Raw genomic sequence first — 22764 nt, 5'->3', positions numbered from 1 at the left:
TTGCTCCATATTATTGAAGTGATGAAAAAAAATGTAAACAAATGTAAAATACGTTTAACCAATATTCCTCAGAATCGACTGACCTTATAATGGATAAATCATGGCAAACGATGAACGCGTACTGATTATTGATGACGACTCAAAACTAATTGAACTTATTACGGAATATCTTACAGGATACGGTTATAGCGTCAGCAGCCTCCCTAATGGTGACAACACTTTGGAAACCCTTAAGAATTCTGAACCGGATATCATTATTCTTGATGTTATGATGCCCGGAAAAGACGGGTTTGAAATTTTAAATGAAATTAGGCGTGAATTTCCCACGCCCATCATAATGCTGACCGCCAAGGGTGAAGAAACTGACAGGATTGTCGGCCTTGAAATGGGTGCTGACGATTATATCGCAAAACCGTTTAATCCAAGAGAACTGCTCGCAAGGATAAAAGCTGTTCTGCGGCGTTCAGGTGACAAAAATACCGGTGCGCAGAAAAAAATAAGCTCCGGCGGAATAACCCTCAATACAGGCAAACAGCTGCTGGAAATTGATGATGACCGCATAGAACTTTCCCACACAGAATTCAGACTTTTCAAAGCCCTGATGCAGAATGTAAATATAGCTCTGACCCGTGACGAGCTGATGACACTGGTCTGGGACAAAGATTTTACAGCTTTCGACCGCAGTATTGATGTGCACATAAGCAAGCTGCGCTCCCTGCTTAAACCTTATCCGGCCCATGAAAAGAGAATTAGAACAGTCTGGGGTACCGGCTACATGTTTGTGGAGGGAGAATGAAAGTCAGCCGTCTGTACATAAAAATTTTTATTGCTTTCGTAGCGGTGCTGATGGTTTCGGAATCCATTGTTATCTGGGTAGTTCACAGCGGTCTTACCGGTAATCCGCATGCCAACAGAATTGCAACCACACTGAACACGGTCAAGATTCTTTCAATTGATACCATGAAACCTTCCCCGGCAGAAATGCAGAGAATGTCCGACACGGAACTACCGAAAGTTCTGGATATAAATTCTTCAAAACTGGAGCATCTGCTCAGACTTCTGGCAACATCATTCAAGTCTGAAATATGGATTACCGACAGGGATGGCAAAGTTGTAGCCTCCTCTTTCAGAGGCAGCCCGCCGGAGACATCCAGACTGCTGCAAAAAGATCCATTGTGGGTAAAAGACAACATTCTGATTTATAAAGAACGCGAGGACGGAATGAAGTTTACCTACAGCATTCTTCCTCCGCTCCCGCTGGACAGAAATCAGTTCACCTACCACACCTTCAGCAAACGGTCACAGTTTGAAGATGAAGCATGGTTCCTGCGGGGACAGGTTTTGCTGACTCTGCTCGCAGCCCTGTTTCTTATCCCTGTATCAAGGCGTATAATACGGCCTATGAAAAAACTCACATCCATCGCTTCAAGATACGGTGAAGGTGATTTTTCCCAGAGAGTAAAAGTTAAAGGCAGGGATGAGGTTGCAGCCCTTGCCGCCTCATTCAACGATATGGCGGATAATCTCGAAAAACTTCTTAAAGGTGGTAAAGAACTTACTGCCCACATGTCACACGAAATCAGAAGTCCACTGACCAGAATGCGTATTTCCCTTGAAATGCTTAAAGAAAAATATAAAAGAGGGGATATTTTTTCATCGGATAAATATATCCATGATATGGAAGAGGAAATTGACAGGATGGATTTTCTGGTTGAAAAAATTCTCCAGTTTTCCAAAATGGATATGCGTACCAAGCCGCCCATGGAAGACCGTGTAAACATAGCAAATCTTATTCTGACAGCCATTGAAAGATACAAGACTACCGCCGAAAGATCCGGGCTGAAGATAAAACCTGAGCTGGATGAGATAATTCTGGAGAAATGCAATGTCTACGCAATAAGAACCCTTCTGGACAACCTTCTGGACAATGCATTCAAATACACTGAAAAAAATGGAACTATCAGTGTAAAATTGGCTGATCACCATGACAAAGCCTACATCGAAGTAACCAACACCCACCAACCGATACCGGAAAGTGAGCTTAGTAAACTGTTCAACCCTTTCCACAGACTAAAGGGAGAAGACACACCGGGTTCGGGACTGGGGCTTCCAACGGCTAAAAAAATAGTTGAAATACACGGTGGAAAATTATCAGCCCACAACACAAAAGAAGGCTTCACCATAAAAATGGAGCTTCCGCTTAAATAAAAAAGGCCCTCTGAATTTATCAGAGGGCCTTTACTTACTGAAAACTATTTCCAGATTTCCATAAATTCACGGCAGGATTTTCCTGCTTCAACGTGACGTATCAAAGCAGAACCGAAAACGGCTGCGTCAACCAGTCCATCCAGAGCGACAAGCTGCTCGGGGCGTTTGAGCCCGAATCCCAGAGCGACCGGAATATCAAACAGCTCCTGAGCCATTTCAAGACCTTTTTTTACATCTTCGGGCAGTGTGTCCCGATCTCCGGTAGTTCCAAGAACCGAGACAAAATATACAAATCCTGTAGCATCCTTGGCATAAAGTTTCATTCTCTCTCTGGAAGTATTAAGCCCGACCAGAGGAACGAGTGAAATATCATGCTCTGCCAGAATTTTCTTAATTTCAACGCCCTCTTCATAAGGCATATCAGCTATGATGAGTCCGTCAACTCCTGCCTCCTGAGCATCTTTTGCAAACTGCTCTATCCCGTATTGCAGGACAGGATTGAGATAGCCCATAAGCAGGACACCGGCATCTATTTTATCACGACACCCTTTAAGTCCGGAGATAATCCACTTGAGATTTACGCCGTTTTCAAGACTCTTCAGTGAAGCAGCTTCAACAACAGGACCATCTGCAACAGGATCAGAAAACGGCATACCGATTTCAATTACATCCGCTCCGTTCTTATCCAGTTCAATAATTTCATCCCAGAACTTATCAAGATCGGGATATCCTCCGGGAAGAAAGGGAACAAGAGCGGTGCGCCCTTTTGCATTAGACTCTTTTATTTTTTCTGTAAGTCTGGAAACTTTCATTTCAGCTCCATATATAGCTTTGTTTATCAATTAGTTGCCATATTCAGCGGTATATTTCTCAAAAATATCCATGTCCTTGTCGCCACGACCGGAAAGATTGACCAGCACATTGCTTCCGGCAGGGATGGAATCCTTGTTCTCAAGGGCCCATGCAACAGCATGAGAACTTTCAAGAGCAGGAAGAATTCCTTCTTTTCTGCACATGGTTTTAAAAGCATTTATGGCTTGACCATCATTAATAATGGCATACTCAACCCTTCCACTATCATGCAGATAGACATGCTCTGGTCCGACACCGGGGTAATCAAGACCGGCTGAAACTGAATGCGAAGGCAGAATCTGGCCTTCTTCAGTCTGTAGCAGCTTTGTATTCATTCCGTGCAGAACACCGGTTGTTCCAAGTGAAATAGGAGCTGAATTATAGCAGCCCGGTTCACCTGTTCCACCAGCCTCGACACCGATGATTTTAACAGACTCTTCGGGAACAAAATCATGAAACATTCCTATGGCATTGGAGCCGCCTCCGACACAGGCGACAACATAATCAGGAAGCTTTCCATTTTTTTCTACAAATTGAGCTTTTGCTTCACGCCCGATAATACTCTGCAGTTCACGCACCAGAAGTGGGAAAGGATGCGCTCCGGCGGCTGTTCCGAAACAATAATGAGTTGTTTCCTGATCTGCTATCCATTTACGCATAGCGGCATTGATCGCGTCCTTGAGGGTTTTGGTTCCGCTTTCAACGGGAACAACCTTGGCTCCGAATAATTCCATTCTTTTTACATTATGAGACTGACGCTCCACATCAACAGCACCCATGTAAATTTCGCAGTCCAGATCAAGCAGAGAAGCTGCGCAGGCGGTGGCAACGCCATGCTGTCCTGCGCCTGTTTCAGCAAGAAGTGTGGTTTTGCCCATCATTTGGGTCAGCAGGGCCTGACCGACAGTATTATTGATTTTATGGGCTCCGGTATGGGCCAGATCTTCACGTTTCAACCACAAGTTAAAACCAAGTTCACGGGACAGATTGCGGCAATGGGTCATTGCGGTCGGCCTGCCAATAAAATCCGTCAGCAGTCTTGTATATTCATCACAAAATTCTGCCGACTTCATGATGGTTTTCATAGCTTCTTCCAACTCCAGAAGAGGCGGCATCAACAACTCAGGCACAAACTGCCCGCCAAATTCACCGTAGTATCCTTTCTTCATTTTTTTATTCTCTCTTGAGTTTGTATTCCTGTTATTCAAATCAGTAAGCCCGAACGATAACCGAAATTTCCAACCGGGCCTTATGCGCATACCGGAATCAACAGCTTAAAACTTATCTCCGCAATCGAAGAGTTCCCGATAAGCGACTATCCGTTCAACAGCTCAAATACAGTTTGAAGTTTATTTTTATCTTTAATTCCGGGCTCAGCCTCAACCCCGGAATTAATATCAACCCCGTCAGGTTCAACAGCTTCAAGCACCTGACAGATATTATCAGGATTAATCCCGCCAGCTATAAACCATTCACAAGGAATATTTATTTTAGTAAAAATGTTAAGATCAAGTGAAGTTCCATGCCCCCCACCACTTTTTCCGGCATCGAAAAGCAGGTACCGGCAATGTGGTGCGAAACGGTCAATCTCAGTCTGCAACTGGATTACGGACTCATACTTCTGCGGCCAGAGAACTTTTATCACTCTGTCAGGGCCGATGGCCTTGCAGAATTCCACATTCTGTCCACCATGCAACTGGGCGTAATGAAGTCCGGCCATACTCATAATTTTCAAAACTTCACTGGCACTCTGCTTGACAAAAACACCTGTTTTCCGAGCAGTTGCAGTTTTTATGGATGCGGCAAAATCCACGCTGACATTGCGGGGACTGCCCGGATGAAAAATAAATCCGAGCAAAGACGCACCTAATGTCTCACACAAAGCAGCATCCTGCTCTCTGGTCATTCCGCAGACTTTGACTACAGGTTTCATTTGCTTCCTCCGCCAACCAGAGCCGCAAGCTTGGATTCCGGGTTAGGACTGGACATAATTGAAGTCCCGATCAAAACAGCATCATACCCGAGACCGGCCATCTTAGCGCAATCTTCGGGGGTATTAATTCCGCTGGCGCAGATCCAGATTTCATCTTTTTCTTTACGCCTGATGTATTCAATTGAACGGTTCATATCCATTGTCAGCGTATTCAAGTCGCGATTATTAACCTGAATAATTTTTGCGCCGACAGCTTTAGCCCGGTCCAGATCGCTTGAATCAAAAACTTCAACAACAGGGTCCAGACCCGCGGCGTAGGAATCAGCGATCATTTTTTTAAGCAGCGAGTCGCTTTCAAACATCCTGACTATTACCAGCAAAGCAGAAGCCGGAGTTGCAGCGGTTTCAACTACCTGCAGGGGATCAACTAGAAAATCCTTGCGCAGCATGGGAAGACCGCAGGATTTTATAATCTCCAGATAAGCTGTATCACCCTTGAAATAATCCCTTTCCGTCAACACTGAAATTGCTGAAGCCCCGCCAGAAGCATACATCCTGGCAACTTCATCGGCCTCAAGCCCGAGATTTATGTCACCTTTGGATGGGGATGCCCGCTTATACTCGGCAATAATTTTCATCCCCTTTTCATCAGCTTTAATGGCATCAGCAAAGGACGGCCTTTCACCGAGATAAGGCTCGGGAAGATTATCCTCTTTCTCAGCCAGCCGCAGAGCTTCAACTTCCGGAGCTTTCGCCCGGCGAAACTTTTCAAGCATACCTAAAACTCCCTGGAGGTGCCTTCGGCAACTTTAGCTTTAGCTTTCGCCATTCCTTCTGTCAGTGAAATGTCGTCAAGCAATGAAAGCGAAGCCCCGAGATTCATAGCAACCATATCCAGCATCGGGACAGGAGCCTTACCGGCAAGCACTTTTTTGAGAACTTCTACAGCCTCTTCACGGGTTTCAACAAAAACATCCTCCGGGTTGGCTGAGGCAAATCCGTATTCGGAAGGATCTATTTCAAGTTCAGTCAGTTTTCCGTTTTCAACAAGAACAGCCTGATTGATCCCGAAAGGAGTAAGCTCATCAAAATTACCGGCACCATGCACAACATAAGCTTTTTCCACATCTGTCAGTGCAAGGACTTCGGCAATAAGCTTCATTATTTCAGGTCTTCCCACACCAAGTACCTGATGTGTGGGGCGAGCAGGATTTAAAAGCGGTCCCATAAGGTTGAAAAGGGTTGGTATTCCGAGTTCTTTTCTAATTGGTGCAACTTTTCCGAATGCCGGGTGGTAATTCTGGGCGAAAAGGAACACAAAATGATCTTTGCGAAGAGCTTCGGCAACATCTTCAGGTTCTGTTCCCAGATTAACCCCAAGACCTTCAAGGACATCCGCACTTCCACTTGAAGAGGAAACAGCCCTGTTACCGTGTTTTACCACATCATACCCCATATCTGCCAGATAAAGGGCCACGGCTGTTGAACAGTTGAAGCTTTTTCTTCCGTCTCCGCCTGTTCCGCAAGTGTCTATGCGTTTGCCGGAAAGACCTGAAACCATTCTTGAATGTTCAAGTGCGGCCTTAACTCCTGAGGCAACCTCTTCAGCAGTTTCCCCCTTGGCCCGCAGCCCCATAAGCAAAGCTCCGGCCTGCGATCCGGCCAGATCACCATTAAATAACTTTCTGAAAACAGCATCTGCAACTTCAGATTCCAGATTTTTTCCGCAAGTAAGATCAGACAAAGCTTTTGCAACAATATCAGACATCATCATCTCCATGACTTGTTATATGCTTCCATCAAGGAAGTTTTTCAAAATTTTAGGACCTTCAGGAGTCAATATGGATTCGGGGTGAAACTGTACACCAACCCACGGACGATCCTTATATTTAAGCCCCATGACTTCGTCCTGATCCGTACGGGCTGTCTGCTCAAGCAGATCAGGAGCCTCATCAACATTAACCACAAGTGAATGGTAGCGGCAGACTTCAAACGGTTCAGGCAAGCCTTTAAAAAGGCCTTTGCCACCATGATGAACCATGGAAGTTTTACCGTGCATTATGCGACCTGCGCGGACAACAGAAGCTCCGGCAAAATGGCCTAAAGTCTGATGCCCCAGACAGACACCGAGAACTGGCACTTCTTTTGGCAGCAGCGATAAGAACTCAAGGCACAAACCGGCATTTTCAGGATTGCTAGGTCCGGGAGAGAGGCAGACTTTTGTAAGTTTACCGCTCTGGGCAAGCTCCAGAATCTCCTCGCGGTCGTTCCTGAGAACCAGAGGTTCAGCACCAAGCTGCTGAAAAGCCTGAACCAGATTAAAAGTAAAAGAGTCGAAATTATCCACGAGCAAAAACATCGCCGCCCTCCGATTGCAGAATTTCACGTAACACTCTGGCCTTATTATTACATTCCAGCCATTCTTTTTCGGGATCGGAATCGTAAACAAGTCCGGCCCCTGCCTGCCAGTGGCACTTTCCATCACGAATCCACATGGAGCGTATGGTTATTCCGGTATCGAGGTTGACACTGTCTTTATCCAGTCCAAGAAAACCTATACATCCGCCGTAAGGACCGCGCGGTATTGATTCCAGATCGGCAATGATTTCCATGGCCCTAATTTTAGGAGCACCGGAAAGAGTCCCTGCCGGGAAAGTTGACTGGAGAACATCAATATGATCGTGATCATCTCTAAGCTCTGCGGAAACGTAGGAAGTCAGGTGCATGACATGGCTGAACTGCTCAACCTGCATAAATTTCTGAACCTTGACAGTTCCGGCTTTGGCTATGCGTCCGAGATCATTTCTTCCCAGATCAACCAGCATGACATGTTCAGCCCTTTCCTTGGGATCAGAAAGAAGGTCCTCAGCCAATTTGATATCCTGAGCTTCATCCTTTCCGCGGGGACGCGTTCCGGCAATTGGTCTCACTTCAAGTTTACCCTGCTCACAGCGGGCCATGAGTTCCGGGGAAGAACCCAGCAGAATTTCTTCCCTGCTGAATTTCATGTAAAACATAAACGGTGAAGGATTGGCCTGACGAAGCCGGCGGTAGAGATCGAAGGAATTACCCGAAAAAGGAGCTGAGAATCTTGTGGAAAGAACAACCTGAATGCATTCACCTTCCGCAATCAATTCTTTTACTTTCTCAACATTTTTCTTGTATTCCTCACGTCCCGGAACAGCCACCGGCTCACCAACTTTTGTTGTGCCGCAACTGCCTTCGAATCCCTGGGGGGTAAACTCGACATCAGCATCTTTATCCAGCGACAGGAAACAGCAGCGATGTTTCAAATGATCAAAAAGCATCACCCTGCCCGGCAGAACCAGCCGAACTTCGGCATCTTCCGCAGGAATAAGATTTTTAAGCTTCGGTTCCAGCATTCCGGCAAGCCCGTATCCCATAGTGCCGTAAAGGCCGCGGGTCAGCGGAGGAAGATCGCCGACAGCTTTATCAGGGACTATATGCAGGGCTTTCATTACTGAACGCAGTCCTTCCAGAAAATCCATACCTGAAAATCTTGCAAGATCAGCCAGTCTGGAATCTGAACATTCCACTGAAAGTTTTCCTCTGACCGGGGTCAGTTCAAGGCGGAAATCCCAGGCAATGAGGCTGTATCTTCCAAGCCTGCCATCAACTTCAGCACTTTCGAGCATCAGCCCCGGAGCATCACCCACCAGTCCCAGATAAAGGCTGATAGGTGTCTGAACATCAGCCGGCAGCCATTTACCGTGCTGAGCTAATTCAATCTTCATTATGAACTCCTGTTAAAAAAGTAATTTTCGTAAATTTGTTTCACAGACCAAAAAAAAAGCCGCGTCCTCGGGAGGACGCGGCTCTGATTGCCAAATTTTAGATATACGTCTCCCTAGGTATTGTGTTCACGCCACCACCAGGAAGCACGTTCGGAAAGAAGATCCATATCGCCAGCAGCCGCAACACTAAGAAATGCGCGGAAAAGACGAATAGCTTCATGACTGTATTCATTGGCATCGGAAATAGTTACAAAAAGCTCACTATCCTGAGTCACCATCTTGCGTGCGGAATCAAGCCTGCGCCTGAATGAAGGCGTAACGAACTTCTCAATATTGGGAAGCTCGCGCGCACAGGCGAGGAACGCGATGGATGAACTGAAGTTTAGGCTTTGTATCATTGCCATTGCCCGGTCATGCTCTTCTTTTGTTGATTCAAAACCGCTGAATCCGACTCTTTCAAGGAGATCAGCGACTGCTTTAATTGCGGCACCGTCTTCCGGCCTTCCCGGAACAAGTGCCACTGTAGGATCAAAGTCTGATGGTATCACAGGCCCGAAAAGGGGATGAGTACCAACTATGGGGCCTTTCCATTTTCGTCTCATCTGACGAAGTGGACCGCCTTTTACAGATCCGACATCTGCCAATATTGTTTTTTCATTCATGTGCGGGATTATCAAATCCAGCACTTCTTCCATAACTGTAACTGGAACACAAAGCAAGACCATATCCACATTAAATAATCCGCGCTCAAGTTCTGCGGATTTAAGCGGCTGATCATATCTGGAAACCAGAATTCCCGCTTTTTCAAACTTAAGGGCCAGAAAATTACCCATCTGCCCTTTTGCGCCGATAACGGCAACACTGTGTATTCTGTTAAACGCTGGTTCCATTATATACATCCGTTGCCTTTAAGGACTTTTTTCCATTCGTCCCAGAACCCCGGGAAAGATTTAGCCACACATCCGGGATCTTCAGCCACGGCCTTTATTCCGGCCAGACCGTAAATAGCGGTACTCATAGCCAGTCTGTGATCATCATAAGTTGAAAAAACTATCTTTTCACCTTTTCTGAATTTACCGGGCATAACTTTTATAGAATCTTTATAAACTTCAGCTTTTCCACCGGCCCGGATAACTTCATTGGCACTGGCTTCAAGTCTGTCACATTCTTTTATACGCAAATGGGCCACATTTTTAATTACAGTAGGACCCTCGGCAAAAGCGGCAGTGGCGCATACTGTCGGCACCAGATCAGGGCACAAGCCCATATCGACTTCCACACCATGCAGCTTTGAAGGATGCACGGTTATACCGTGGTTGTCATACTCGATATAAGCACCCATTTTTTTCAGGATATCCAGAATAGCCCTGTCTCCCTGCATGGAATCAACAGAGACCCCTTTTATCATTACAGGCTTTCTTCCAACTGCTCCGGCAGCGGCGAAATACGAAGCGCTGCTCCAGTCGGCCTCAACCTTAAATTCCTCGCAATTATATTTTGAAGGCTGGACCCTGAAACGAATTTCTCCGGGCACGACTCTGGTTATTTTTTTCCAGTCAGCCTTTTCCCATTTTCCGTCTTTCAAAATTTCAACACTGAAAGGAACTCTGAAACCTTCCATGACTTCCAGAGTCAAAGCCACATAAGGCCATGAAACAGCTTTACGACCGATAACATTGATAACCATTTCTTCTCTTGCAAGAGGTGCTGCAAGCAGAAGTCCGGAAAGATACTGACTGCTGTCCTCCAGCGAAATATCAACTATACCGCCGGAAAAACCTCTGGTTTCAATAGTCATGGGCGGATACCCCTGCCTGCCGGCAAAAGTGACATTGATCCCCTGAGATCTGATGGCGGCGGTCAGAGCTGAAATAGGACGCTGATGCATGCGCGGAGTTCCCTGCACGCGGAAAAGACCTTTTCCGGCGGCAGCCACGGCCGTAATAAGACGGCATGTGGTTCCGGAATCACGCATTTCAAGAATTGCCGGTTCACTAAGTCCGCCTTTGGGACCAGAGGCAAATCCTTTTACCGTGGTGGCACTGCCGTTGATTTCTATTTCCGCCCCCATAGTGGTCAGGCAGTCCATGGTCCTGTTGATATCATTACTTTCCAGAGGCTCAAGAACCACAGTGGTATCCTGTGACATGGCCCCGGCTATCAAAGCTCTGTGTGAAAGTGATTTCGATGAAGGAACTTTTATCTGTATATGTTTATCGGAAGTCATCCGTTAGTCCTCTCAATATATATAGTACAAAATAGTGAAATTAAAAATTACTTCCCTGTGCGCCGGCTGGATAGCTTCCAAGAAAACGCATTGTCAGACACCTGTCTTTCAGGTCGTCTATCAATGACTTCTGCTTTTCCGCTCCCAGATCACCCTGCAGATCCACAAAAAACATATATTTCCATTTTTCACCAAGAAAAGGACGGGACTCCAGTTTGGTCATGTTTATATCTTTACCGGAAAGAACATTAAGAACACTGACCAGAGCACCGGGACGGTCCGGGGTAGTGAAAAGAAGCGAGGTTTTATCCCTTTTTCCTTCCTTGCCGGGCTTTGCCCCTATTATAAGGAAGCGTGTCCAGTTGTCGGGCATGTCTTCAATAGCTTCGGCCAGAATGTTAAGACCGAAAATATTAGCCAGCTTAACATTACCCACAGCAGCGCAATTATCCTCACCCTGAGAAACCATCTCGGCAGCTTTTGCTGTTGAATCAACAGAAATCTGTTCAGCCTTGGGCAGATTTGAGCGCAGCCACCCTGAGCACTGTTCCAGAGCTTTTGAGTGCGAATAAACATATTTTATTTTGGATAAATCAGCTGTCTGCCCCATGATACCATGACTGATGCGGCTATAAACCTCAGCCTGAATGAAAACAGGATAGCGCATAAAAAGGTCCACATTCTGGCCGACAGTACCTTTGAGTGAGTTTTCAAGGGGAACTATGCCCAGATCGGATTCACCTTTGGAAACAGATACAAAAATGTCTTCAAAATTATTACGGGGCTGAAGCTCAGCCTGTCTGCCAAGATATTCCAGTCCGGCGAAATATGAAAAAGTACCTTCGGGGCCTAAATATACGACCCTTTCAGGACGCTGAAGCCTGCGGGAAGAAGAAATAATTTCACGATATATTGCTTCCAGATGCTCGGCAGGGAGAGGTCCGCTGTTACGTTCGATAAGTCCTGTAAGAACTTCCTTCTCCCTGAACGGCTTAAATATCTGCTCTGATGATCCTGCTTTTATTTCACCAACGCAGATAGAGGCAGAGGCCCTCTGATTAAGCAGTTTTAAAATCTCGGTATCAAGTGAATCAATCTTTTCCCTGATTGAAGACATATCTTTCTGTTTATCACATTCCATTTTCTTAATCCTCTGTTATCTCTTCCTTAATGCGCATTCCGAAATGTCGTCCCGCGTCATCAAGACGGCAGAGAATTTCATCTCCGGGTTTAACATTCACAACACTGACAGGTTCTCCGGTGGAGCTTACAACTCTTATTGTCTCGGCGTTCTGAAGGAAAACCTTTCCTTCTACCGCTCCTTCGGCAGTTTCAACAACCGCGGTGATAAGAAGCATCGGTCTTACTTCGACTTTGGATCTTCCTACAACCGCAATAGAAGTTTCGCCATCGGCACCGACAATAAGCACTTCGCGCCCGGACGAAAGTTCTTCCAGATAACAGGTCTTATCTCCGGGCATTACAGCGTAAGCGTGAACAGCTCCGGCATTTATTCTGAAAGGCCGTGCGGCTACATATGGGTTGGATTCAGTTTCGGCATGAACCAGAAAGGTAAAGGCACTTGAATTACCAACAAGCATCCCCTGCCCTTTTTTAAGCAGTGAAATAGTGTCTACGCACACTCTGTGTCCCAGACCGACCGGATCAATTGATTTAACCACGGCTTTCTGCAATTCAATCTTTCCCTGACTTAATTTGAGTTCGGCCACAATCTGTTTAAGCTCTGCGGCTCCTTCGGGAACCACAACCAGAGTATCAGCTCCTCTTTCTAAAATTCCGGCAGCCAGTCTGGCCTTATCAAGCGACTCGACTTCCAGAGCTAAAACATCCACCTGAGCCAGAATGTTCTCAACCGGGATAATCTCCCAGCCTTTAGCTAAAATTGTTTCTTTTCCTGAAGCAGCGAATTTGACAGCCTCATCTTCATCGCTTTTTTCATTAATCGCCACTATCGGCATATCATCAGGGGTTACAACTTTCACCCTTCCCAGTGCTTCTACAGCTTTCTTGTTTTCCTGCTCGACAAGAACTGCATCAACCCCGGACTCCAGAGCCAGAGTCACAAGATTTTTTTCAAAGGGAATGGCTTTGAATACGATTTTTTTCATATCATTTTCCAATTTTGTTATTCACCGAGAATTTCAAGAGCGGAATCTACACTCTCGTCTTCATGAACGACCTTGCTGAGCACTTTTACAAGATTAACCCTGTTTTTGTGCTGGAAAACATTTCGACCTACTGAAAGCCCTGCGCCGCCGGCCTCAACTGAGTCTGAAACCATCTGGATGAAATCTCTTGTGGAATCAAGTTTGGGACCGCCTGCTATGACGACAGGAACACAGCAACTATCAACAACTCTTCTGAAACTTTCCTGATCTCCGGTGTATGGGACCTTGACAACATCAGCTCCAAGTTCTTCGCCGACCCTTGCGCAATGGGCCACAACTTCAGGTGCGAATTCATTTTCAACCTTTGGGCCGCGTCCGTAAACCATTGCCAGAACGGGCATACCCCATCCGGCCGCACATGATGCGACTTCACCCAGATCTTTAAGCATACGGGATTCTGTTTCATCGCCGAGATTGACATGCACGCTTACAGCATCGGCACCCATACGGATGGCGTCTTCAACTGTAGCGACTAAAACTTTTGCATTGGGGAAGGGGGAAAGGGAGGTACTTGCTGAGAGGTGAACTATAAGGCCTACATCGCCGCCTTCCATTCGGTGTCCGCAGCGCACAAGGCCTTTTTGCATAAGCACTGCATTGGCGCCGCCTTTGACCATATCTCCGACAGCTTCACGCATATCAACAAGGCCGTCTATCGGTCCTACACTTACACCATGATCCATTGGAACAATAACGGTTTTACCAGTGTTGCGATTGAAAATACGCTCAAGTCTGATACTTTTTCCCATCTGCATTTTGCTTCTCCTTTTTGTTTGCGAGCCGGAGAAAAGCTGCAGTCCCTTGTCCCGACGACCTAAAAAAAAAGGGCCGCCGGCGATCTATCGCCTGCGGCCCTTCTGTAGAGGCTCTGTATGCTTTACTTAGGCAAACCCCTACCCTGACCACAAGCGTGGTTGTACCAAAAGTAAAAAAAGTAAAAATAGGTACGGCTGATGCCAAGGGTAGAAATTTGTGTCATGGGAGATAAGTAAACGCCCGCAGAAACCATGTCAACTCTTTTTTATATTTTTTATACCTTCATATAAAGTGAAGTCTTTTAAAAAAGTTAAAAGAGATATAACATTATGCTGTAGACTAATTTTACCATTTTTGTAAAAACTACATTAAAAACGTTATCTGTTTTTGTAACTTTACACAAATTTGTAAAGACAAAAATAGCCCGTTTTTAAAAATATTCAATAATTACAGTATGTTATTTTTTTGGCACGCTAAATGCTTTAACACCAGCATATTCAACGTCACAATCCCACCAAGGAGGACCACATGACCTTTAAAATGACTTCTGTCCGCCGGAAAATACCGGCCCTGTTTACTCTTCTCATGCTGCTTGCCCCGACTGCGGCTTTTGCTGATGGGGAAGCTCTCAGCCAGACCCATGGTAACATTCTCTGGACACTGATAGCAGCTGTTCTCGTTATGTTCATGCAGGCCGGATTTGCTTGCGTCGAAGTCGGTTTCTGCCGCGCCAAAAACGCTGGTAACATCCTTATGAAGAACTTTCTTGATTTCGCTGTTGGCGCAATCATCTTCTTCCTTTTCGGTTTCGGACTCATGTTCGGACTTGATGCAGGCGGCTTTGTCGGAACTTCCGGCTTCGCTCTTGCTGGCAACACTTTTACTGATCCCGACTCACAGTGGACACTGTGTTTCTGGTTCTTCCAGTCCGTTTTTGCTGCCACTGCCGCAACAATCGTTTCCGGTGGTATCGCAGAACGTACCAAATTTAAAAGCTACATCCTTGTAACATTCCTCGTAACCGGACTCATCTATCCTATCTCCGGTCACTGGGCATGGGGCAGCCTCTGGCTCGGCGATTCCGGTGCCGGCTGGCTCGAAGGACTCGGCTTCATGGACTTTGCAGGCTCAACTGTTGTTCACTCCGTAGGCGGCTGGGTTGCCCTCGCAGGCGCTATGCTTCTCGGACCCCGTATCGGCAAATATACTGCTGACGGTAAAGCAAACGCAATCCCCGGTCACAACATTCCTCTTGCAGGACTCGGTGTATTCATCCTCTGGTTCGGCTGGTTCGGATTCAACCCCGGTTCCACAACAACTGCAGACGGTTCCATCGGCCTCATCGCTGTAACCACAAGCCTCGCTGCATGTGCAGGTACTCTCGGTGCAATGTTCACAGCATGGTCCAAGTTCGGTAAGCCCGACATTTCCATGACCTGTAACGGCTGCCTCGCAGGACTCGTAGGTATCACCGCAGGTTGTGCAACCGTATCTCCTATAGGCGCTATCTGCATCGGCCTCATCGCAGGTATCCTCGTAGTATTCGCAATCGAATTCATCGATAAGGTTCTCCGCATCGATGACCCGGTCGGCGCAGTATCCGTTCACGGTGTATGCGGTGCATGGGGAACAATAGCAACAGGTCTGTTCACAATTCCTGAACTGAACGACGGCGCAGCTGGCCTCCTCTACGGCGGCGGATTCAACCTCGTTATCCCTCAGGTAATCGGTGTAGTTGTAGTCTTCCTCTGGGCATTCGGTGCAGGTCTGGTAGCATTCAGCATCGCCAAGGCTCTCATGGGTATCAGAGCTTCCAGAGAAGAAGAACTTAAGGGTCTTGATATCGCTGAACACGGCAACGAAAGCTACAACGGATTCCAGATCTTCTCTAACGAATAAGTCAGGAATACAACAGAACTGAACCTAATTTAATAAGAGGTATAAAATGAAACTCATTACAGTATATATACGTCCCGAATGCCTGACAGCAGTCAAGCAGGCTCTTTACGCCAAGGGAATCTACACCATGTCAGTCACCAATATCCTGGGATCAGGACGCGGTGCAGGATTTACAGAAACATATCGCGGTGTACTCATGGAAGTTAACCTTCTTAAAAAACTCCGCATTGAAATAGGTATCGCTGAAGATAAAGTTGATACAGCAATTGAAGCCATCAAAACCGGAGCACAGACCGGTAAAGAAGGCGACGGAGTTATCTTCGTTTCAGATATCGCTAGATGTATGCGTATCAGAACAGGAGAAGAAACCCTTTAATAAAAAACTGCCTATACAGCCATCCATAGCCACTGGTCCGGGCAATCCACCGGCAGGATGCCCGGACCGGCCCTTTGCAGTTAAGGCCGGAAGGAGACCTCCACCTTCCGGCCTATTTTTTAACAAAATTTTATTATGAAGCCACAGAACGACCTGATCCACAAAATCATCGAAGAAGAAAGTCTCCTTACGATGTTCCAGCCTCTGATTTCCATGAAAAGAAAATCAGTTCTCGGTTACGAAGCATTAACAAGAGGACTGGACCCCGAGACCGGAGAAATAATCCCCCCTGATAAACTGTTCGGGCTTTGCCGGGACCGCGAGACTCTGCTTGATCTGGACAGGCTCTGCAGAAAAAAAGCTTTGGAAACTTTTGCTCCGATATCAAAGAAAAACAGGTCACTGCTGCTGTCTTTAAATATGGATGCTGCTGTTCTGAGCGATATCGTCGGTAAAATGGGTACCACACTGAAATTTGCAGAAAAAGCAGGTATGCCCCCCGGCAACATAATTATCGAAATTATTGAATCCAAAGCCGGTGATGAAAAGGTTCTGGAAACATTTGTTTCAACTTCACGCTGTCAGGGCTTTTTAATAGCTCTTGACGATGTCGGAACAGGACACTCGAATCTGGATAGAATACCACGGCTCAGACCGGACATCATAAAGATTGACCGTTCGCTGATAAGATCAATAGAAAACAGTTTTCACAATTATGAAATAACCGGTTCCCTGATAAGAATGGCTCAGAAAACCGGAACCCTGCCGCTGGCTGAAGGAGTTGAAACTATTGAAGAGGCTCTGACACTTATGCAGATGGATGTGGATGTTTTTCAGGGGTTTTACTTCGGCAAACCATGTCATAGAGACCGTATTTCAGCTTACGACTCTACTCCCATACTTTCTGCAGCTTCACGTTTCAAATCCCACATTGTTGAAAAGTATGCCGCTGAAAAATTAATGCGCACCCAGTATGAAGCTCTGGCCATGAAACTTCGCACCAGCCTTGAAAAATGCGCCTGTGACTGTGAAGCCTGCCAGAGCACCATAACTGAATTCATCGACAGCAATAAACACATAGAATGTGCCTATATTCTGGATGATCACGGAGTTCAGACAACGGATACAATCTGCAACCCCTACAGGCTGAAAGAACGCCGCAGATTAATTTACAACCCCGCACCCAAGGGAGCCGATCATTCTCTTAAGGATTATTACCTGTCACTTATTTCAGGAAGAAAATGGCACATAACCAGACCGTATATATCCCTTGCTTCAGGAAACCGCTGCCTCACAGTTTCAACGGTATTCCACAATCATGAACAGAGATTTGTGCTTTGTGTGGATATAGCTATAGATCATAAATAATCTTTGCAGGAAACATCACTTTAAAATATTGTCCGATCTTTGCTTCAGAGCTCTTGACACTTTTGCAAATCACGTTTTTTTCAAATCGGACATCTTAATGATCAACAGCAAATATCACGGTTTTCTCTATGCAGCCGGAGCCTTTCTGAGCTGGGGCCTGCTTACAATATACTGGAAACAGCTCAACAATGTTTCAGCTCTGGAACTTATCTGCCACCGCATAGTATGGTCATTTTTCTTTGTCGCGCTGGTCATTACTTTCAAAAAAAAATGGACGGAAGTAATGGCTGTGAAAGACGACAAAAAGACATCTCTACTTTTATGTCTGAGCAGCACTCTTGTTGGAACAAACTGGTTCATATTTATCTGGTCTGTTAATCACAATCATGTTGTCGAGGCCAGTCTGGGGTACTACATAAATCCGCTGGTAAATGCCCTGCTCGGTTTCATTTTTATGAAAGACAAGCTTAACAGACGCCAGATGTGGGCCATTGCTCTAGCCGCTATTGGAGTCTCATATTCCATAATTGATTATGGTAAATTCCCGTGGATAGCTCTGTCACTGGCTTTTTCATTCGGTTCCTACGGTCTGGTGCGCAAACTTATGAAAGTTGAATCTCTGCCGGGTCTACTAATTGAAACCACCATTTTAAGTCCACTTGCGGCAGCATATTTAATCTGGCTCTACATGCAGGGCACCCTGTCATTCGGGGCGATCGGAATGGATAAAAATATTCTTATCCTATTGGCCGGTGCAGCCACCTCAATCCCACTTATCTTTTTTGCCCACGCCGCGCGCAGACTTAAGCTGGCCACATTGGGAATATTTCAATACATCACCCCGACATGTCTGCTTCTGTTAGGTGTGTTTGTCTACGGTGAGCCTTTTCACCAATCAAGTCTGGTAACTTTCTCCTTCATCTGGGCCGGAATACTGCTTTATGCTTTTGACGGTTTGAGCGTGCAGAGAAAAATATATCGGCAGACATCAGGACAAGCGCAATAACTTCTATTTTACGCAAGTATTAAAGCCACGGCTGAGTCACTCAACCGTGGCTTTTTATTTTCAATAAGCCCCGGAAACAAAGCTTCGACCTTCTAATTACGGCATAATATTACCGCGCCTTTAATTATTTTAATTTTAACATGAATATATGTAAAAAATTAAATATATTGCCACACAAGTGTAAAAACTTTCTGGCTAAATGATACCACTACTGCTAATTGTTCAATAAATTATCTATTCGAATTTTACGGAGGGATTTATATGAAATGTCGTTTGGAACACGACTGCATTGGAGGCAGAGAAGTACCAGATGAGGCCATATACGGAGTACAGACTCTAAGGGCTTCAGAAAATTTCATGATTACCGGTATTCCCATTCACCATTATCCCCAGCTTATAAACTCTCTGGCATATATAAAAAAGGCGGCAGCTCTAACCAATAACGAACTCGGACACCTTGATGATGAAAAAACCGAGGCAATTGCCGCGGCCTGCGACCAGTTGCTGGAAGGCAAATTTCATGAAAACTTTATTGTGGACGTAATTCAGGGGGGAGCCGGAACTTCAACCAATATGAATGCCAATGAAGTTATTGCCAACCTTGGCCTAATGCACATGGGTGCAGAGAAAGGCGATTATGATAAACTCCATCCCAACATTCATGTAAATATGGCGCAGTCCACAAATGACGTATATCCAACAGCAATAAGACTGACCCTGCTCACAAAAATGGATCTGCTTATCGATGCTATGGAATATCTTAAAAATTCATTTGCCGAAAAAGGCAAAGAATTTTCATCCATAATCAAAATGGGCCGTACTCAGCTTCAGGACGCAGTTCCCATGACTCTGGGGCAGGAATTCACCTCTTATGCAGTTATGATCGGCGAAGATATTGAAAGAGTCCGTGAAGCAAAAGATCTGATCCGGGAAATTAATATGGGTGGAACAGCTATCGGCACAGGCCTGAACGCCCCGCCGGAATACGCTAGAATTGTAACCGAAAAGCTCTGCGATTTAAGCGGCTACCATCTTGAACTTGCTCCCGACCTTGTTGAAGCAACTCAGGATACAGGGGCTTATGTTCAACTTTCAGGAGTGCTCAAAAGAGTTGCCGTAAAAATATCTAAAATATGTAATGACCTGCGCCTGCTGTCATCAGGACCACGTTGCGGGATAAATGAAATTAATCTTCCTAAGATGGCTCCGGGTTCTTCGATTATGCCCGGAAAAGTCAATCCGATAATTCCTGAAGTTGTCAACCAGATAGCTTTCACCGTAATCGGCGGTGATATGACCGTAACCATGGCTGCAGAAGCCGGACAGCTGGAACTCAATGTAATGGAGCCCGCAATAGCTGCAAGTCTCTTCAATTCACTGGTAATAATGCGCCGTGGTTTTCGCACTCTGGCAGACAGGTGCATAAGCGGGATAACAGCAAATGAAGATCAGTGCAGACATTATGTGGAGAACAGCATTGGTCTGGTGACGGCTCTTAATCCATACATCGGTTATGAAAAATCAACAGAAGTTGCTAATCAGGCTCTTACTTCAGGACGTTCAGTTTACGAAATTGTTCTTAAAAAAGGATATATGTCCAAGCAGGACCTTGAAGAAGCCCTTTCTCCTGAAAAAATGACACATGTGCATCCGATAAGTCTTAGACCATAACAGCCTGTAGATAATTCAGAAGCAAAAAACAGCATTAAGCCTGTTCCCTGAACAGACTGATATACCTGAAAAGTATGCCCCCGGACTCAAAAATCCGGGGGCATGCTTAAAACTGAATAATTATCTATCTGAATTTTAAAATATATCACAAAAGAATTGGTTAGAAAGGGTTTTCAACTTTTTCAGCAACTTTCCATTTTCCATATTCCTTAACAAGGTAATACTTTGAATCTTCGGGAATCGTTGTCAGCTTCAAATCCAGTACAACATCGTAAAAGCCGGTAACCCTTAAATCAGCTTCACGCTTGCGCAGGCTCTCAATCTCAATTTTCAGATCACGGGTATCCACCAGAGCGTCCTGATAATACTTAAGGACACCACGATTTTTAAGCTGATATTTGAAACTGTCGAAAACTATGCTCTCCCGCATGTACTCTTTTTCAGCATACATGCGTGGATAGTCATCACTCATAGTTACAAAACTTGAATAAAGTTTATCAAAAAACTCAGCAAAAACTTTACGTGCTTCTTCCTTAGTCAGCAGTTTGTCAGCCGGATCACGTTTTTTGCCCCTTTTCAGCGCGGACGCACTGGACTTTGACCTGCCGGAAGATGATTTCTGTTTTTTCAGTTTCTCAGCTTTTTTTTCTGCCTGCTCTTCAAGTTTTTTCCGGACAGCTTCTTCAGCTGCTAAAATTGAGTTTCTCTCTTTTTCGTCCGGATGGTGATAGATGGCGTAGAATTCCGAAACAGCAGCCGTCTGATTGGATGTGCCTTGATAAACACTGTTCACCACAAGGCTGAGGCTTGTTGTGAGCGTGTGCAGAGGTTTCAAAGTCTGAACAGCTTCACTGTCGGCCAGAGTTGTATCAACCTGCCTGCGGTCAGAATATATGAAAGTGGCACTTTTAACCCTATTCAGATTTTTAAAAGCTTTTCCTGTGCCCTTACCGTTACGCACATAAATTGAATCAACAACAACTTCATCAGGGAAAAAAATTTCAATCCACTGTCCTTTGCCATTGCCATCTGAATTTTCTTCCCATGCGGTGTTGTAGTCACCATCATAAAGAGCATTACCATTAAACATCAGCTGATTGCTGTCGGTAAAAAATGATGACACGCGTATATGCATCGGTTGAATTTCAACCGTGGTGGCATTGACTGAGGCACCGGCGTAAACAGGAAACAACAGAATAAAGATTACAGCTGCCCAAAAAAATTTCATATAATACCTCTGCCGGATTATTTACCGATCCATATCATTACTTAAATATAAATTTAAAATTACAACAAATGAGCCTTCAATATGACAAATTGAAATTCCGCGAAAACATCTGCCTAAACCTTATCCGAAGGAAATGTACAGAAAAAACGGTATCAAGCATAATCGTATGGAAGTTATGAAGGCATGAAGTGACGTCAACTATACAATAAAATTAAGAGTTTAAAGTTATTCAGCAAAATAGCTATGCGCTATATGGGCAATTTCACCACTGTTTACAAGTTCTTTGAGCACCTTATTAATTTCATCCATTCTGTCAGCCAGATCTGATTTTCTGGAAACCCCAAGATAAAGATTCACTTTATCCTCTGGCTTGTAGGGCATTTTAACAATTCTTCCCTTAAAGCCCTTATGAACGATATCGTAGTCAACCTGACAGTCAGTCCCGATGATTAAATCAAGCCTTCTAGCATCAAGCATTTCAAGCAGCTGAATTTCCTTATCCTCAGCATACTTTTTTAGTCCCCGGTCATGATCAAACCGAAAAAAATAAGCTGAATCACGGGTATAACCGATGCTTTGCCCTTTGAGATCTTCATATTTTTTAACAACTTTACGGTGGTCGCATCTGGAATAAAAGGCAGGAGCACAACTGTAGTAAGGAATATCGCTAAATACCATGAACTTACTGCGTTCGTCCGTTTTGGCAACACCGGTCATCAAATCTTCTGCGCCGCGTTTCAGGTAATATAAACATCTTGCCCATGGGAGCCTGTCAATTTTGATATCGTCTCCCATTTTTTCAGCCAGCAATCTGAGCAGGTCAATATCAATACCGCGGACTGTTCCATTTGAACTTTTGATACGAAAAGGCGGCCAGTAATCAGTTGCAGCCTTTAAGGTCCGGCATTTAGCCGGAGCTGTGAAAACAAAGCATGCAGCCAATAAAACTATAAAAAATAATCCCTGTATAAACGTATGCTTATTCAAAAAAGTCAACCGCCATCAAAAGGTTATCAAATTACAAATATTTTTAAAAAGAGCACCGAAATTTAAATCCGTCAAGAAACAAAATTGTAACAGCACGACAACAATTCTTAAAAAGAACTAACCGTACAAGATGAACGTAGGGAAACGGTAGCAATGGCTACTCTATTTTAAAAAATATAAACTGATAACAAACCCATAAAATGCGAAGAGGGTGAAAGATAGTCATACTCGCGTACAACTTTCCTTCACCCTCGTTTATCAGCGGAGATATTACACTTGCCGAAGCGCTTATATCCCGCCTTTTAGCTG

At 45.1% G+C, this 22764-nt stretch carries 21 protein-coding genes; 7 read left to right on the top strand and 14 right to left on the bottom strand.

What is annotated here, in order from left to right; translation table 11 throughout:
* The first annotated feature begins 100 nt into the window (after positions 1 to 100).
* Both G496_RS0100830 and G496_RS0100825 read left to right on the top strand, forming a co-directional pair.
* Positions 101 to 796, top strand: coding sequence for a response regulator (locus G496_RS0100830; protein ID WP_027177599.1), 696 nt, complete (start codon positions 101 to 103; stop codon positions 794 to 796).
* Entirely contained in the window at positions 793 to 2208 is a 1416-nt protein-coding gene (locus G496_RS0100825) for a HAMP domain-containing sensor histidine kinase (protein WP_027177598.1), read from the top strand. The genes G496_RS0100830 and G496_RS0100825 overlap by 4 nt, the downstream gene beginning before the upstream one ends.
* A gap of 44 nt (positions 2209 to 2252) precedes the next feature.
* Here G496_RS0100825 and trpA read toward each other — a convergent pair whose 3' ends face one another.
* From trpA to G496_RS0100765, 12 genes are all read right to left on the bottom strand, one after another.
* Positions 2253 to 3020 carry a tryptophan synthase subunit alpha gene (gene trpA, locus G496_RS0100820; protein WP_027177597.1) on the bottom strand — a complete coding sequence of 256 codons (768 nt, stop codon included), beginning with the start codon at positions 3018 to 3020 and terminating at the stop codon, positions 2253 to 2255.
* Positions 3021 to 3050: 30 nt separating this feature from the next.
* Positions 3051 to 4229, bottom strand: coding sequence for a tryptophan synthase subunit beta (trpB, locus tag G496_RS0100815; RefSeq protein WP_027177596.1), 1179 nt, complete (start codon positions 4227 to 4229; stop codon positions 3051 to 3053).
* Between the two features lie 146 nt (positions 4230 to 4375).
* Positions 4376 to 4993 (bottom strand): phosphoribosylanthranilate isomerase, encoded by a 618-nt coding sequence (locus tag G496_RS0100810; RefSeq protein WP_027177595.1) that lies wholly within the window; start codon positions 4991 to 4993, stop codon positions 4376 to 4378.
* Positions 4990 to 5769 (bottom strand): indole-3-glycerol phosphate synthase TrpC, encoded by a 780-nt coding sequence (locus G496_RS0100805; protein WP_027177594.1) that lies wholly within the window; start codon positions 5767 to 5769, stop codon positions 4990 to 4992. Before G496_RS0100805 ends, G496_RS0100810 begins: the two co-directional genes overlap by 4 nt.
* Before the next feature lie 2 nt (positions 5770 to 5771).
* Positions 5772 to 6761, bottom strand: coding sequence for an anthranilate phosphoribosyltransferase (trpD, locus tag G496_RS0100800; protein ID WP_027177593.1), 990 nt, complete (start codon positions 6759 to 6761; stop codon positions 5772 to 5774).
* A gap of 18 nt (positions 6762 to 6779) precedes the next feature.
* Positions 6780 to 7352, bottom strand: a complete 573-nt coding sequence (locus G496_RS0100795) for an anthranilate synthase component II (RefSeq protein ID WP_027177592.1) — start codon at positions 7350 to 7352, stop codon at positions 6780 to 6782.
* Positions 7333 to 8751, bottom strand: coding sequence for an anthranilate synthase component I family protein (locus G496_RS0100790; protein WP_027177591.1), 1419 nt, complete (start codon positions 8749 to 8751; stop codon positions 7333 to 7335). The genes G496_RS0100795 and G496_RS0100790 overlap by 20 nt, the downstream gene beginning before the upstream one ends.
* Positions 8752 to 8861: 110 nt before the next feature.
* Positions 8862 to 9638 (bottom strand): prephenate dehydrogenase, encoded by a 777-nt coding sequence (locus G496_RS0100785; protein ID WP_027177590.1) that lies wholly within the window; start codon positions 9636 to 9638, stop codon positions 8862 to 8864.
* Positions 9638 to 10975, bottom strand: a complete 1338-nt coding sequence (gene aroA / locus G496_RS0100780; RefSeq protein WP_027177589.1) for a 3-phosphoshikimate 1-carboxyvinyltransferase — start codon at positions 10973 to 10975, stop codon at positions 9638 to 9640. The genes G496_RS0100785 and aroA overlap by 1 nt, the downstream gene beginning before the upstream one ends.
* A gap of 40 nt (positions 10976 to 11015) precedes the next feature.
* Positions 11016 to 12116: a prephenate dehydratase gene (gene pheA / locus G496_RS0100775; protein WP_027177588.1), complete on the bottom strand. Its 1101-nt coding sequence runs from the start codon at positions 12114 to 12116 to the stop codon at positions 11016 to 11018.
* Between the two features lie 4 nt (positions 12117 to 12120).
* Positions 12121 to 13104: a 3-dehydroquinate synthase II family protein gene (locus G496_RS0100770; RefSeq protein WP_027177587.1), complete on the bottom strand. Its 984-nt coding sequence runs from the start codon at positions 13102 to 13104 to the stop codon at positions 12121 to 12123.
* A 17-nt stretch (positions 13105 to 13121) separates the two neighbouring features.
* Positions 13122 to 13919 (bottom strand): 2-amino-3,7-dideoxy-D-threo-hept-6-ulosonate synthase, encoded by a 798-nt coding sequence (locus G496_RS0100765; protein ID WP_027177586.1) that lies wholly within the window; start codon positions 13917 to 13919, stop codon positions 13122 to 13124.
* 529 nt (positions 13920 to 14448) lie between these two features.
* Between G496_RS0100765 and G496_RS0100760 the strand changes: the two genes are divergently transcribed.
* The 5 genes from G496_RS0100760 (at position 14449) to aspA (ending at position 20240) form a co-directional block, all read left to right on the top strand.
* Positions 14449 to 15819: an ammonium transporter gene (locus G496_RS0100760; protein ID WP_027177585.1), complete on the top strand. Its 1371-nt coding sequence runs from the start codon at positions 14449 to 14451 to the stop codon at positions 15817 to 15819.
* A 46-nt stretch (positions 15820 to 15865) separates the two neighbouring features.
* A complete protein-coding gene (locus G496_RS0100755; RefSeq protein WP_027177584.1) occupies positions 15866 to 16195 on the top strand; it encodes a P-II family nitrogen regulator in 330 nt (109 codons plus the stop codon).
* 135 nt (positions 16196 to 16330) lie between these two features.
* Positions 16331 to 17563 (top strand): EAL domain-containing protein, encoded by a 1233-nt coding sequence (locus G496_RS0100750; RefSeq protein ID WP_034631888.1) that lies wholly within the window; start codon positions 16331 to 16333, stop codon positions 17561 to 17563.
* A gap of 97 nt (positions 17564 to 17660) precedes the next feature.
* A complete protein-coding gene (rarD, locus tag G496_RS0100745; protein ID WP_027177582.1) occupies positions 17661 to 18569 on the top strand; it encodes an EamA family transporter RarD in 909 nt (302 codons plus the stop codon).
* Between the two features lie 261 nt (positions 18570 to 18830).
* Positions 18831 to 20240, top strand: a complete 1410-nt coding sequence (aspA, locus tag G496_RS0100740) for an aspartate ammonia-lyase (RefSeq protein ID WP_027177581.1) — start codon at positions 18831 to 18833, stop codon at positions 20238 to 20240.
* Positions 20241 to 20400: 160 nt separating this feature from the next.
* On the opposite strand, the gene G496_RS18400 is transcribed toward aspA, so the two are convergent.
* Positions 20401 to 21468, bottom strand: a complete 1068-nt coding sequence (locus G496_RS18400) for a discoidin domain-containing protein (protein WP_051294740.1) — start codon at positions 21466 to 21468, stop codon at positions 20401 to 20403.
* 225 nt (positions 21469 to 21693) lie between these two features.
* The gene (locus tag G496_RS0100730; protein WP_051294739.1) at positions 21694 to 22455 is read right to left on the bottom strand and encodes a substrate-binding periplasmic protein; all 762 of its coding nucleotides are present in this window, start codon (positions 22453 to 22455) and stop codon (positions 21694 to 21696) included.
* Positions 22456 to 22764 lie beyond the last annotated feature (309 nt).

It is taken from the genome of Maridesulfovibrio bastinii DSM 16055, from assembly GCF_000429985.1.
Lineage (GTDB): Bacteria > Desulfobacterota > Desulfovibrionia > Desulfovibrionales > Desulfovibrionaceae > Maridesulfovibrio > Maridesulfovibrio bastinii.
The sequence above is the reverse complement of the archived record's forward strand: the minus strand, read 5'-3'. Positions and strand labels throughout refer to the sequence as shown.